The organism is Ligilactobacillus agilis DSM 20509 (assembly GCF_001436215.1).
GTDB lineage: Bacteria > Bacillota > Bacilli > Lactobacillales > Lactobacillaceae > Ligilactobacillus > Ligilactobacillus agilis.
Genome location: NZ_AYYP01000063.1, coordinates 34,805 through 47,204, shown reverse-complemented (window position 1 = coordinate 47,204; position 12,400 = coordinate 34,805). Strand labels below are relative to the sequence as shown.

Below are 12,400 nucleotides of genomic sequence, written 5' to 3'. Positions count from 1 at the left end.
ATTAATACTGGTGAATGGTATCGTGAAATTCGAGATTTAACTTGGTTACAAAAACCCATTATCTTTAACCGACCTCAAGTAGATTTACAACGTAATCGTGATTGGTCTTATTTAAGTAGCGGTCAATTATCAATTAACACCCTTGACGGTCGAGTTAAAGTTACCCCTGTTTGTCACGGCTTTGACCAATACTTCGATGGCACTTGGAAGTTTGGCTTAGCTAAATTACTCAAAACTAGTGGTAAGTGGTATTTGCATATTTCAGCTACTAAAACTGTAGCTGATTTTGATAACCAAACTGTAAAACACGTGGTTGGCATTGACCGTGGTTTACGTTTTTTAGCTACTACTTATGACGAGCAAGGTAAAACCGTCTTTTTTGACGGCAAAGCTGTGATGCGTAAACGCGCTAAGTATCAAAAGTTACGGGCAAAATTACAAGCTAAAGGCACTAAATCAGCTAAACGGCGTTTAAAGAAATTATCCGGACGAGAGAACCGTTGGATGACCGATGTTAACCATCGGCTGTCTAAGACACTGGTCCAAAAATTTGGTTCCAACACCTTATTTGTTTTAGAAGATTTAACAGGTGTTTCTTTTGAACGCACTGATTTACCTAAAGCCTTACGTAATCAAAATAAATCCTGGGCTTTTTACCAATTAGCACAATTCTTGACTTACAAAGCTCACTTAAATAATAGTGAGGTAATTGAAGTTTCAGCTCAATATACTTCCCAACGTTGTCCTAAATGCGGAACAATTAAAAAATCTAACCGTAATCACGACTTACACGAGTATCATTGCACTAATTGTGATTATCGCTCTAATGATGACCGCTTAGGTGCAATGAATATCCAGTTATTGGGTATGCAATATATTAGTGGGCAAGAACAACCTAAATTTGAATTAACGACTAACGCGTAAACGTGTTAGTTAAGTGGGTGCTGTCAACCACCCAATGATGTAGCCACGTATAGTGTGGAAGCAATTAATTGCGTTATGACCACTGACCGTAAGGTCGTGAGCTACAAGCCTCTCACTTTAGTGAGGGGTAGTTGACAAAAGTATTGTAATTATATAGGTTAAGAGGTATAATCTAAATATAGAAAGGAGGAAAGGATTTGGCAAAGAAAAATAAAAAAGAGTCCGACAAAGTGAAAATTGTCAAGTATACAGCAATTGGAGCATGGGCCGCTCCTGTAACTGTACTGCTTGAAATCATCAAGTCACTTATCGAAACTCTTACTAAATAACCTAAAGGGTAAAGTTCAAAGAGCTTTACCCCTTTGCCTATATCCTAACATAGATGAAGGAAGAAGAAAAATATTTTAAGTGGATAATCGGAGCCATTGTGGCAACGGCAATTTTAAGTTTGATAAAGGTGGTATTCTTTTAATGGTATCAGAAGCACAAAAACGAGCTAACGAAAAATGGAAAGCAGCGAATAAAGAGAAGCAAAAGATTTATCGTTATCGTTCTCAAGCCAAGAAATTCATTAATGAATTTGCGACCCAGGATGATTTAGCAGAATTAAAAAAGATGATTGAAGAAAAGATGAGTGAATAAAATAAAAACACCTTAAATCTATTCATAATGGTAGAAAAAGGTGTTTTTTAACGTGTTAGTGACAATTTGGTGACATAATACAGCTCAAAAGCCTATTATATCGCATAATATTATGCCACTGGCAGGAGTCGAACCTGTACTCGGATAAACCGAACAACGACCTGAACGTTGCGCGTCTGCCAATTCCGCCACAGTGGCAAAATGCAAGCGTCTAAAAAGACTACCTACTTAATATACTACAAAGCTAAACAAAAGAAAAGGGTCCTAAGTTATTTTTTGCGTGGAAAACTAATAACGGTACCGTATCCATGAAGCAACATGTATTTTGGTCCAACTGAAACGCGGACAATCTCGGGGATAAAGCGCACTTCGATAACGGCATCCCCATTTAAAGCGGTGGCTCGTTTGGCCAAGCGTCGTTTAATTTCTTCGTAGAGTTCATCGTATTGATCAACCTTGTCAATTTCTTCAGCGAGCAAAGTTTTCTTGATTGTAGCGTTTACAATTCCTTTGATGGCATAAGTCCGATTAATTCCCCCGGTGGTCAGAAACATAAACACCCTCCATTCTTTAAAAATACCTTAAGTTAAATTTTAATAGAATTTAGGATATCTTACAAGCCTAATCTTGGTAAATAATATAAAAAATAATAGATTTATGAGGGCTATTATTGATTTTTTAGAATTAATAGCATAAAATTAAGTTAAAATGAAAGCGTAAACACGAGGGGTGGAGTATTATGGCCAAGGATTTCTTACATTACTATGTCCAAAGAGCAAAAATATATAGAGATGAAGCGCAACGAGCAATTACTTGCACAACGTTAGATGAATACGAACGGGCTGAAATCATCAAAAAGACGTTATTGCGGTCGGTAACAGCTGAGTTGGCAAATTTATCGACGGAGATAAGCGCTTATTATGAGCTACTGGAAGCCATTCAGACTTATAGTCAAAAACAGCTAGAGCTAGTGTTAGAGTTAACTTATATTAGAACGGCTTGTCAAAAATTTATTGATAGTTATGCTTAGATATTTAAATTAATTAATGATATACTATAGGTGTAGACAGTTAATTAAATAAAGGGGGCTTACATTATGTTAAGACAAGAATATAAAACCATTCTAGTTCCTGTAGATGGGTCTGCAATTGCAGAGAAGGCGCTGGTTACGGGAACCGAAATTGCAAAAAGAAATAATGCCCACCTCGATATCTTAAATGTTATTGACTTAAAGCAATTCTCTGTTAGTTTTGGGGGCATGATTGATGCTAACGGGGACGTTGTTTACCAATCATTTGAGGATGTAGAAAAATATCTTGAAGGTTTAAAGAAGCATGTGGAGGAACAAGGCGTGACGGATGTTGCTATCCACGTTCGCTTTGGCTCACCAAGAAATGTGATTGCACGTGATTTCCCTAATGATCATGAGACAGATTTGATTGTGATGGGGCCAACTGGTCTTAATCCAGTCGAAAGAGTGTTGGTGGGAGCAGTTAGTGATTATGTCATTAGGACAGCTGCTTGTGACGTTATGATTGCACGCTAATTACTTAGTTAGGATAAGGATAGGCATTTATGGTGCCTATCCTTATTTTTTAGGTTAAATGTGGTAACATTAAATATGAAAAATTGTCGTAGTAGGTGAGATAATGTTAGGCGAAGTTATCAAATGGATAATTTATGTTTTATTAGTAGTTTTGTTGAGCTATAATATTTATTTAAGCGTGGAGATGACAAAGTTTAAACGCAGGAGTTTAGTTCGCTCAGTAGAAGAATTGTCGCAAATGGAAACACAAATGATAGCTGAACTAAGTAAGACTAAACGAAAGTGGTCATTGCTAGAACAGACTTTATTTTTGATAGCCATCTTTATGGCGTTTAAGGGTAAACAAATAGAAGTAGCCTTTTTTATAGATTTATATACGGTTGCCTCCATCGTAACTAACAAGCTAACTTATCAAATTTTTAGGATTTTAGCTCTTAAAGATTAGGTATAATCAAACTAAAAAAATAATTAGGTGAGAAAGATGTTAAGTTTAAAGGATTATGGTATTGCGCTGGCTAAGGGATTATTACCTTTAGTGGTGGCAATTGCGTTAGTTAATTTAATAAATGCAAGTAACTGGCAGTATCTCTTAAATTATTATGTGATTTGTAATTATCTAACCTTCTATCCATATAATTTAAATCAAGCTAAGCAACTTGAAAATGAGCAACCGGCAGAACAACCGCTAAGACGGAGCAAAAGCAAGCCGGCACCAGAAGGGTTACGAAGAAGCCATGATGATAGGATTGCTGGCGATAAGGCTAGCGAGATTTTAAGCAGTTGGGTGTTAGCCTTTGGTAAGCACCTCTTATTGTTACTAGTGGCTCCAGGCTTATTTATCTATGGTTTATTATTTTCAAACGAAGTTGGTGAATTCTAATGGATAATATTTGTGTTTTTTGTGGTTCTAATCTAGGTAAACTTGCCGAATTTGAACAGCAGCTAAAGCAATTAGCGACTTATTTGGTTGAACATAGGAAAACTTTAGTCTATGGCGGTGGAAGACTAGGTTTAATGGGAGCCCTATATCAAGATGTAGTCACTGCTGGTGGAAAAGTGATAGGGGTTATTCCTAAAGTTTTAGAAAAACACGCAGTGGTAGCGGATAAAAATACAAGCCTAATTCACGTTAAAGATATGAGTGAACGCAAGCAGAAGTTCGTTGAGTTAGCGGATGTATTCGTTGTTTTTCCGGGTGGGTTAGGAACAATGGAAGAATTCTTTCAGGTTTACTCCTGGGCTCAATTGGGCTTGGTGACTAAACCAATCGTTTTAGTTAACATTGGGGGATACTATGATAAACTATTAGCCTTCTTAAAAGATGGTGTCAAACAGGGATTTATGCCCCAAGCCAACCTAGATGCCTTGATTGTGGTTGAAGAGGTTATGGCGGGTTTAGCGGCAGCCAAAAACTTCGAGTATCACCAAGCCAATAAGTGGCAGGATGTTTCCCAAAGATAAAGGTAACAGGTATTTCGGACTGAATTTCAATCTAGTTTGTAAATCAAAGAAAAATTAGAGCTTCCTAGAAGGGTTATGACTACTAAAGTAAGGGTTTTAGTTTTGAAAAATATATAATTATAAGAAAAAAACTGAAACTTTTAACCGTTGACTCATTTTATTTAACTTGCTATAATAACTTAATAAATTTACAAGTTAGTTTTAAATTATGGAAGGGACTTGATTGAAATGAAAAATATTTGGAAACGTATGATGGCTAAGGAGGATCCGTCGGTTTATAAAGCCAAGGATGCTCACTTGCTACAAGTATTGACCACTAAGGATTTCTTAGCTTTAGGGGTCGGAACAATTGTCAGTACTGCCATCTTCACTTTACCTGGGGTAGTAGCGGCTAAGTATGCTGGTCCAGCTGTTGCTTTATCCTTCCTAGCAGCTGCCGTCGTCGCCGCTTTAGTGGCTTTTGCTTACGCCGAAATGGCTTCAACCATGCCTTTTGCTGGTTCTGCTTACTCTTGGATTAACGTTGTTTTTGGAGAATTTTTTGGTTGGGTAGCTGGCTGGGCTTTGTTGGCCGAGTATTTTATTGCGGTTGCCTTCGTTGGTTCAGGGCTGTCGGCTAACTTTAGAGGTTTAATTGAACCGTTAGGCTTTAAGTTACCTGCCGCCTTGTCCAACCCATTTGGTAGTAATGGTGGGGTAATTGATATTATTGCGGTGGTAGTGTTATTACTGATTGCGTCTTTGATTTCACGGGGTGTTTCTGAAGCGGCCCGGGTTCAAAATGCACTAGTTATTTTGAAAGTTTTAGCTATTTTATTATTTATCGTTGTTGGTGCAACTGCAATCAAGTTTAGTAACTATACACCATTTATTCCAGCCCACCACACTAACCCAGATGGAACACCATTTGGGGGTTGGCAAGGTATTTATGCAGGGGTATCTTCCATCTTCTTGGCTTACATTGGGTTTGATTCAATCGCTGCTAATGCTGCAGAAGCTAAGAACCCGTCTAAGACGATGCCACGGGGGATTTTAGGTTCCTTATTAATTGCAGTGTTATTATTCGTGTCTGTTTCCCTAGTTTTGGTAGGAATGTATAAGTATACTAACTTTGCTGATAACGCTGAACCGGTTGGTTGGGCTTTACGTAATGCGGGTCATCCGGTGGTAGCGACAGTTGTTTCATCTATCGCCGTTTTAGGGATGTTTACTGCCTTAATCGGGATGATGTTAGCTGGTTCCCGGTTACTTTATTCCTTTGGACGTGATGGAATGTTACCTAGTTGGTTAGGCAAGTTAAATAAAAACCAATTACCTAATAATGCCCTATTGACCTTAACTGTAGTTACGGTTATCTTAGGGGCGGTCTTTCCATTTGAAACTTTATCTCAGTTGGTTTCTGCCGGGACTTTAATTGCCTTCATGTTTGTTTCGTTAGGAATTTACGCAATTCGGCCCCGTGAAGGAAAAGACTTACAGATGCCAGGCTTTAAGATGCCATTTTACCCAGTTTTACCTGCAGTTGCTTTTCTAGGAGCGTTAGCAGTTTTTTGGGGCTTGGATATTGAAGCTAAGGAATACGCTGGTTATTGGTTCATTTTGGGTGTGATTATCTACTTTAGTTATGGGATGTCACATTCAATCCTAGCTAAGAAAAAGTAATTAAAACTTGGTAAAAAAAGCTACGTACTTCGTGATTCTTGACGAAGACGTAGCTTTTTTAGTGGGTTAGTTTTATGCGAGGGTAAGTTGTGGCCAAATAGTTAGCCAGTTTTTACGTTCGACCCGTTTATGAAATTGAGCTAGCTTAGTTGAGTCGGTTAAGAAATTAGGACTAGCAACTAGTTTAAACTCGAACAAATCGTTGAGACCATAAGGAGCAATGATGCTAACTTTACCTTGAAAATCAAGGTTGACCCCAACGGCTGAAGCAGTCTCGGGAAAAGCAGCAATCACGTCTGGGAGGGCCTGCCCATTTTGGTGATGACCTGCGTGCGGATTGATTTGACTGAGATTGTTTAGGCTCCAAAGATATTTTGAATAGGTTTGGTTTAAGCGGGTAGTCAGTACTTGGTGTTCTTCTGCACTTTCAAATTGAGCGTTATAAAAAATGTCTAAATTACCTAATTTTAAATTAGTTTCTCGTTGAATCAGTGAATTCCAAACCAAAGTCCTGACAGAGCCTGCACAGAGATAAGCTTGCCCTAGGTGAAACTTGCGGAGGATTGCAAAAATTTCGTTAATTTCAGGGTTATTGATAAGTAATTGCTCTAGTTGTTCTTGATATTTCATTAGTGAAGATAATTCCCTTCTATTTCTGTCGTCTCTTACCCTTTATTGTGGCATTTTTGAAATTCAGTAACATGATTTTCTGAAAATAATTAACAATCAACAAATAATGCTTATCTTAACGATAACTAAAGGGAAGGATATTGATAAAAAACGTGCAAAGCTGAGCAAATTTTGCTATATTAAAACTATGTAAAATGGGTTAGCACTTTAGATAGAATCGTAATTTTTATAAAGGTGCTACTATTTTGGAGGAGTATATGTGAAAAAAATTCTAGCAATCAACTCTGGAAGTTCTAGTTTAAAATTTAAATTATTTGAGATGCCTGCGGAAAAAGTTCTAGCAGCGGGTTTAATTGAGAGAATTGGGTTTAAGGATGGGGGCGTGACCCTTAAATACGGAGCTGGTCAGGTATATACCGAGACTAGAAAGGTAAGTGATCACCGTGTGGCGGTTGACCTTTTAATGGATTTATTAATTGAGTTTAAGATTATTGAAGATTACGGTGAAATTACTGGAATTGGTCACAGGATTGTGGCTGGCGGTGAGTACTTTAAGGAATCAACAATCATTGATGACGAAGCGGAAGCTAAAATTGAGCAGCTAATTCCGCTCGCTCCTTTGCATAACCCCGCTCACTTGGTGGGAATTAGGGCTTTTAAGAAAAAATTACCCCAAGCTTTAGAGGTTGGCGTCTTTGACACCGCCTTTCACCAAACTATGCCAGAAGAAAACTTTATCTACAGTTTGCCTTACGAATGGTACCAAAAATATAATGCTCGTCGTTATGGGGCCCATGGCACAAGTCATCGCTATGTTGCGCAAGAAGCGGCTAAGTTAATGGGAAAGCCACTCGCAGATTTAAAATTGATTACCTGTCATTTGGGCGCGGGGGCGTCGCTTACAGCCATTAAGGATGGTAAGTCTTTTGATACGTCAATGGGCTTTACCCCCCTATCAGGGGTAACAATGGCTACGCGTTCTGGAGATGTGGATCCATCTTTATTATCGTATTTGATTGAAAAGGACCCTGAGATAGCTGACATGAGCGAGATGATTGACCGTCTTAATCATGACGCTAGTTTACTAGGCATTTCAGGAGTTTCTTCGGATATGAGGGACGTATTAGCTGCGGCTCCTAGTAACCACCGGGCGCAATTAGCAGTGGATATTTTTGTTAAGAACATTGTTAAATATATTGGCCAGTATATCGCTGAAATGCAAGGCGTTGACGGGATTGTTTTCACGGCTGGAATTGGAGAAAATTCGCAACCAGTTCGTTCTTTGGTAATGAAGCGTTTGGCTTACCTCGGGATTAAAGAGGATGTAGTAGCGAATGCAACCTTTGGTAAAAATACCTTTGTTTCTACTCCCGATTCTAAGGTGAAGGTGATGCGGATTATGACAGACGAGGAATTAGTAATTGCAAGGGATGTGCAAGCGTTAGCTAGGTAGCTATTATTTTGACCTTCAAGTATCTAGAGTGAAAAGTTAGATGCTTGAAGGTTTTTAGTTAGAGCGTACTTAGAAAAGCTGTATCGAACTAATTTTATGTTATAATACAAGTGAGAAACAGAACTGGTTAGTAAGGTAACTAATTTGTAAAGGGAGCGGTCTTTATGAAAAAATATCAAGTTATCTTAGTCGGAGTTGATGGCTCAAAGAATGCCAAGGAAGCAGTTAACAAGGCGCTTGAACTAGCTAAATATTCTGATGCTAAGTTGGTGTTAGCTTCGGTCATAAAACCTTATGTTTCTGTTGGGTTTGGTGGTCCTGGCTTAGAAGTTGACTCTAATTCAGATGATCAAATGACTAATGAAGAGCGAAAGCATCGGGAAGAGATGCTACAAAAGTATGCAAAGGAGGCTAGCCAAGCAGGGGTAACTGCTGAGACGGTGGTAGTGATTGGTTCACCTAAAGAAGAATTAGCAAAGAATTTGGCACAGCAATATCAAGCTGATTTAATCATTGTCGGGGCCACCGGCTTAAATCGGGTTGAACAAGTCATGATTGGGTCAACCGCAAGTTATGTGGTTAGGGCCTCCAAGCGGGATACGCTGGTAGTTACTAGTCAAGCTTAGGCAAATGAAAGGATGTTGTTAGGTGGAAATTGCAGCGGTGCACGAAGTCGAGTTGGCTTTGTTGGCAGAGTTTAAACGCATATGTGATCAAAATAAGCTTAACTACTTTTTAATTGGGGGAACTTTATTGGGGGCAGTTAGGCATCAAGGGTTTATTCCTTGGGATGACGACGTTGACATTGGGATGTTACGGAGTGATTATGATAAGCTACTTAAAATTTTGCCCCAGCAACTGAGTAAAGATTACTATTTTTTGCAAACACCATGGTCTGATCATCACTACGCTTTAAGTTACGCCAAATTACTAGATGAACGGTTTATCATTCAAGAACGGTTTAACTATAATAATGCGAGAAGTGGTTTATTTATTGATATTTTTCCCTTTGATACTATTCCGATGGGAAAAGTCGAGCGAAGCTTACAGATGGTTAACTTTAAGGTGGCCAATGATCAATTATTGTTAAAACTCAATTACAGTCTAATTCCGATGCCAGAGCGAATGGTTAATTCGGCTAAGGAAAAGGTTATTAGTAAACTAGATGAAATTGAGCAACTAAAGGCTAAACGAGAAGAGCTTATGCGCCAGTACAATGTTGACGACTTGTTGCCAGAAGTAAAGAATCTAGCTTCTCAGTATAGCTATGAAAAGGAAGTTTTTGCTAAAGCGGAATTAAGAAAACTAGTGTTACTCGACTTTGAAGGCTTAAAGCTTAAAGCCCCGCAAAGTTACGCTGCCATTTTAACTCAAATGTATGGCAATTATCAGAAATTACCACCACTAGAACAACGGACAAGTAAGCACCTTAGTAATATTAAAGAACGCTAAAAAGCGGATTCCATGTTTTTGACATGAAATCCGCTTTTGTATTGCTAAGCGCGGGCCGTTTTTAGGCGTGCAAATTCAGACTCGCTTAATTGTCCTAGTTCAACTAGCTTAGTTTCAATTAAATTTAAGACATAGTTGCGGTCTGACTGATTTTCAACAAAATCGTATTTATCGCCATCGATAATTAAAAGTGGAGATCCCTTAAAATCCTGTTCCCACTTAGCATAATACTTGAGTAGTCGTTGGTAATAATCGACGAGAGAAGGGTCACTAGAAATCTGTTCGTATTCACGTCCACGTTTTTCAATCCGCTTAATCATTGTTTTGTAGGAAACCTTGATAAAAACGGTTAAATCACTAGCCTCTTCTTGGCTGACCTGTTCTAGTTCGGCTAACATATTGGCCAACAATTCTTGGTAAATTTCGTATTCAATGGCAGTAGCGTTGCCCATATCAGTGTTCATCTTCATAAACATGGCGTCCTCATAAATGGAACGGTCTAAAATAGCGTTATGACTAGCACGGGCTTCCTTCATCATTTTAAAACGACGATTTAAAAAGAATGTTTGAAGTAGGTAAGCGTAAGGATTAGTTGCATCCTTTTGGCCAGCCTGTCTTTTTTTAGCAGCTAACTCATTTCCTTTGTAAAAAAGGGGTAAGACGGGATTGTCGCTAACTGGTTCAAAAAAGGCCCGACTTCCTAGTTCTTGGGCGAGTAGTTCGGTCAAACTTGATTTGCCTGATCCGATAATTCCGGCTAAGGTAATCACAAAAAAGCCTCCTTAAAGACATACTAACAGTAATTTTACAGAGCTTAAGTGTTAAATACAAGCCATCTAATTAAATATTTATTATCTGTGGTAAAGTTCGCACTTATTGGCATGAACAAACCAAACACGAACGTTCGTTAAGACAAATCACGTACGAATATAAAAATTAAATTAAAATAGTTCGAATTTTCTTTGACAATTAAGTTGGGCTTTGTTATTCTTAAGACGAGTAGGAGGGATTGTTGTGTCAGCACAAATCGCAATTGTTATGGGAAGTTCTTCTGATTGGGCGACCATGAAAGAAGCTGCCAAAATTTTAGATCAGTTTAATGTTAGTTACGACAAACAAGTTATTTCCGCACACAGAATGCCTAAGGAAATGTTTGCTTTTGCGCAAGGAGCAGTGGCTGCCGGAGTTAAGGTTATCATTGCAGGTGCTGGTGGAGCTGCGCACTTACCGGGGATGGTAGCTGCTAACACGCCCTTACCAGTAATTGGGGTGCCGGTTCAGTCCCGCGCTTTAAACGGTTTAGATTCGCTGTTATCAATCGTGCAAATGCCGGCTGGCATCCCAGTAGCTACAACTGCTATTGGGGTAGCCGGTGCTAAAAATGCGGCCTTACTAGCCCTACAAATTCTAGGGATTAGTGATTCCGCAGTTCAAGCACAAATTAATAACTACCGCCAAGAAATGCACGATCAAGCTCAAGAAAGTGGTGACCAACTTGTCTAATTATATTGAGCAAGGACAAACCATCGGTATTATAGGTGGTGGCCAGTTAGGTCAGATGCTAGCTTTTGATGCTAAGCAAGCTGGAATGAAGGTAATTGTTTTAGATCCAGACGAAACCTGTCCTACCGGGCAAGCTTGTGATAAGCAGATTGTGGCTGCTTACGATGACATTGCCGCCATTGAAAAGCTAGCTGAATTGGCCGATGTTTTGACCTATGAATTCGAAAATGTTGATTTAAACGCCCTAGAAGATGTGGCAGATAAGGTATCAATCCCCCAAGGGACGGAGCTTTTACGGATTACCAAGGATCGATTGCGGGAAAAGACCTTCTTGAAGGAGCATGGGCTTAAGGTAGCTCCCTTCAGAAGTGTTGCTACTGAAACTGATTTAAAACAAGCTTTGGCAGCCATTGGCTATCCAAGTGTGTTGAAAACATGTCAGGGTGGTTATGATGGCAAGGCTCAAGTTGTATTAAGAACTGAAGCCGATTATGCCCAAGCACAGGAACTTTTACAAAAAGGGCAGTGTATCTTAGAAGGATGGGTTGCCTTTGAAAAAGAGTGCTCTGTAATGGTTGGACGCAATCTGTTAGGCCAGGTGACAGTTTTTCCGGTTAGCGAAAATATTCACCGTAACCAAATCCTTCATGAAAGCATTGTCCCCGCTAGAATTAGCACTACCCTTCAAGAACAAGCGCAAAAGATGGCGGTAACGATTGCTAAGGGACTGAATTTGTGTGGAATTTTAGGAGTAGAGCTGTTTGTTGGTCAAGATGGTCAACTGTATGTAAATGAACTGGCGCCCCGACCACATAACTCAGGCCACTATTCGATTGAAGCCTGTGATTTTTCACAATTTGCAATTCATAACCGGGCCATTTGTAATTGGCCGTTGCCACAGGTCAAATTATTAAAGCCGGTAGTGATGGTTAATGTTTTGGGACAACACTTAGAGTCTAGCCGGCAGTTAATTAAGCAAAAGCCAGCTTGGCATTTCCATGATTATGGTAAAGCCGAAAGCAGGGTTGATCGTAAGATGGGTCACATTACTATTTTGACTGATGACCTGGAAGCAACCCTAGCTGAGATTAAAGCAACTAAAATTTGGGATAAAGAATAGGAGAACA

General features: G+C 39.2%; 17 protein-coding genes and 1 tRNA gene. 14 read left to right on the top strand and 4 right to left on the bottom strand.

Translation table 11 applies throughout. From position 1 onward, the window contains the following. The 3 genes from FC14_RS08135 to FC14_RS10755 all read left to right on the top strand — a co-directional run. The coding region (locus FC14_RS08135) for a transposase (RefSeq protein ID WP_235804525.1) at positions 1-924 on the top strand (924 nt) is incomplete at its 5' end. Positions 925-1,121: 197 nt separating this feature from the next. Then, positions 1,122-1,253, top strand: a complete 132-nt coding sequence (locus FC14_RS11045; RefSeq protein ID WP_268872182.1) for a hypothetical protein — start codon at positions 1,122-1,124, stop codon at positions 1,251-1,253. 142 nt (positions 1,254-1,395) lie between these two features. Continuing rightward, positions 1,396-1,566, top strand: a complete 171-nt coding sequence (locus FC14_RS10755) for a hypothetical protein (RefSeq protein ID WP_167589407.1) — start codon at positions 1,396-1,398, stop codon at positions 1,564-1,566. A gap of 113 nt (positions 1,567-1,679) precedes the next feature. Here the strand turns inward: FC14_RS10755 and FC14_RS08125 are convergent. Both FC14_RS08125 and FC14_RS08120 read right to left on the bottom strand, forming a co-directional pair. Next, positions 1,680-1,764 (bottom strand) — tRNA-Leu (locus FC14_RS08125). A gap of 71 nt (positions 1,765-1,835) precedes the next feature. Then, positions 1,836-2,120, bottom strand: a complete 285-nt coding sequence (locus tag FC14_RS08120) for a hypothetical protein (protein WP_050611878.1) — start codon at positions 2,118-2,120, stop codon at positions 1,836-1,838. 185 nt (positions 2,121-2,305) lie between these two features. Between FC14_RS08120 and FC14_RS08115 the strand changes: the two genes are divergently transcribed. The 6 genes from FC14_RS08115 (at position 2,306) to FC14_RS08090 (ending at position 6,235) form a co-directional block, all read left to right on the top strand. Further along, complete coding sequence (locus FC14_RS08115; RefSeq protein ID WP_056977290.1) at positions 2,306-2,596, top strand: hypothetical protein; 291 nt, start codon at positions 2,306-2,308, stop codon at positions 2,594-2,596. Positions 2,597-2,662: 66 nt separating this feature from the next. Next, positions 2,663-3,112 carry a universal stress protein gene (locus FC14_RS08110; RefSeq protein ID WP_056977288.1) on the top strand — a complete coding sequence of 150 codons (450 nt, stop codon included), beginning with the start codon at positions 2,663-2,665 and terminating at the stop codon, positions 3,110-3,112. 103 nt (positions 3,113-3,215) lie between these two features. Beyond that, a complete protein-coding gene (locus FC14_RS08105) occupies positions 3,216-3,557 on the top strand; it encodes a hypothetical protein (protein WP_056977286.1) in 342 nt (113 codons plus the stop codon). Positions 3,558-3,593: 36 nt separating this feature from the next. Continuing rightward, the gene (locus FC14_RS08100) at positions 3,594-3,992 is read left to right on the top strand and encodes a hypothetical protein (RefSeq protein WP_056977284.1); all 399 of its coding nucleotides are present in this window, start codon (positions 3,594-3,596) and stop codon (positions 3,990-3,992) included. After that, positions 3,992-4,573 (top strand): LOG family protein, encoded by a 582-nt coding sequence (locus tag FC14_RS08095; RefSeq protein WP_056977282.1) that lies wholly within the window; start codon positions 3,992-3,994, stop codon positions 4,571-4,573. The genes FC14_RS08100 and FC14_RS08095 overlap by 1 nt, the downstream gene beginning before the upstream one ends. Before the next feature lie 228 nt (positions 4,574-4,801). Continuing rightward, on the top strand, positions 4,802-6,235 hold the full coding sequence (locus FC14_RS08090; RefSeq protein WP_056977280.1) for an APC family permease: 1,434 nt from the start codon (positions 4,802-4,804) through the stop codon (positions 6,233-6,235). A gap of 72 nt (positions 6,236-6,307) precedes the next feature. On the opposite strand, the gene FC14_RS08085 is transcribed toward FC14_RS08090, so the two are convergent. Continuing rightward, complete coding sequence (locus FC14_RS08085) at positions 6,308-6,865, bottom strand: nucleotidyltransferase family protein (RefSeq protein ID WP_056977278.1); 558 nt, start codon at positions 6,863-6,865, stop codon at positions 6,308-6,310. A gap of 259 nt (positions 6,866-7,124) precedes the next feature. On the opposite strand from FC14_RS08085, the gene FC14_RS08080 reads away from it, so the two are divergent. The 3 genes from FC14_RS08080 to FC14_RS08070 all read left to right on the top strand — a co-directional run bounded on the left by FC14_RS08080 (position 7,125) and on the right by FC14_RS08070 (position 9,770). Continuing rightward, positions 7,125-8,318, top strand: a complete 1,194-nt coding sequence (locus FC14_RS08080; RefSeq protein WP_056977276.1) for an acetate/propionate family kinase — start codon at positions 7,125-7,127, stop codon at positions 8,316-8,318. Positions 8,319-8,482: 164 nt separating this feature from the next. Further along, positions 8,483-8,944, top strand: coding sequence for a universal stress protein (locus tag FC14_RS08075; RefSeq protein ID WP_050611887.1), 462 nt, complete (start codon positions 8,483-8,485; stop codon positions 8,942-8,944). Between the two features lie 22 nt (positions 8,945-8,966). Beyond that, positions 8,967-9,770, top strand: a complete 804-nt coding sequence (locus FC14_RS08070; RefSeq protein WP_056977274.1) for a LicD family protein — start codon at positions 8,967-8,969, stop codon at positions 9,768-9,770. A gap of 44 nt (positions 9,771-9,814) precedes the next feature. Here FC14_RS08070 and FC14_RS08065 read toward each other — a convergent pair whose 3' ends face one another. Then, positions 9,815-10,540, bottom strand: a complete 726-nt coding sequence (locus FC14_RS08065) for a deoxynucleoside kinase (RefSeq protein WP_056977272.1) — start codon at positions 10,538-10,540, stop codon at positions 9,815-9,817. A gap of 268 nt (positions 10,541-10,808) precedes the next feature. Between FC14_RS08065 and purE the strand changes: the two genes are divergently transcribed. Next, the gene (gene purE, locus FC14_RS08060; RefSeq protein ID WP_056977399.1) at positions 10,809-11,273 is read left to right on the top strand and encodes a 5-(carboxyamino)imidazole ribonucleotide mutase; all 465 of its coding nucleotides are present in this window, start codon (positions 10,809-10,811) and stop codon (positions 11,271-11,273) included. Beyond that, positions 11,266-12,393, top strand: a complete 1,128-nt coding sequence (purK, locus tag FC14_RS08055; protein ID WP_056977270.1) for a 5-(carboxyamino)imidazole ribonucleotide synthase — start codon at positions 11,266-11,268, stop codon at positions 12,391-12,393. Before purE ends, purK begins: the two co-directional genes overlap by 8 nt. Positions 12,394-12,400: the final 7 nt, after the last annotated feature.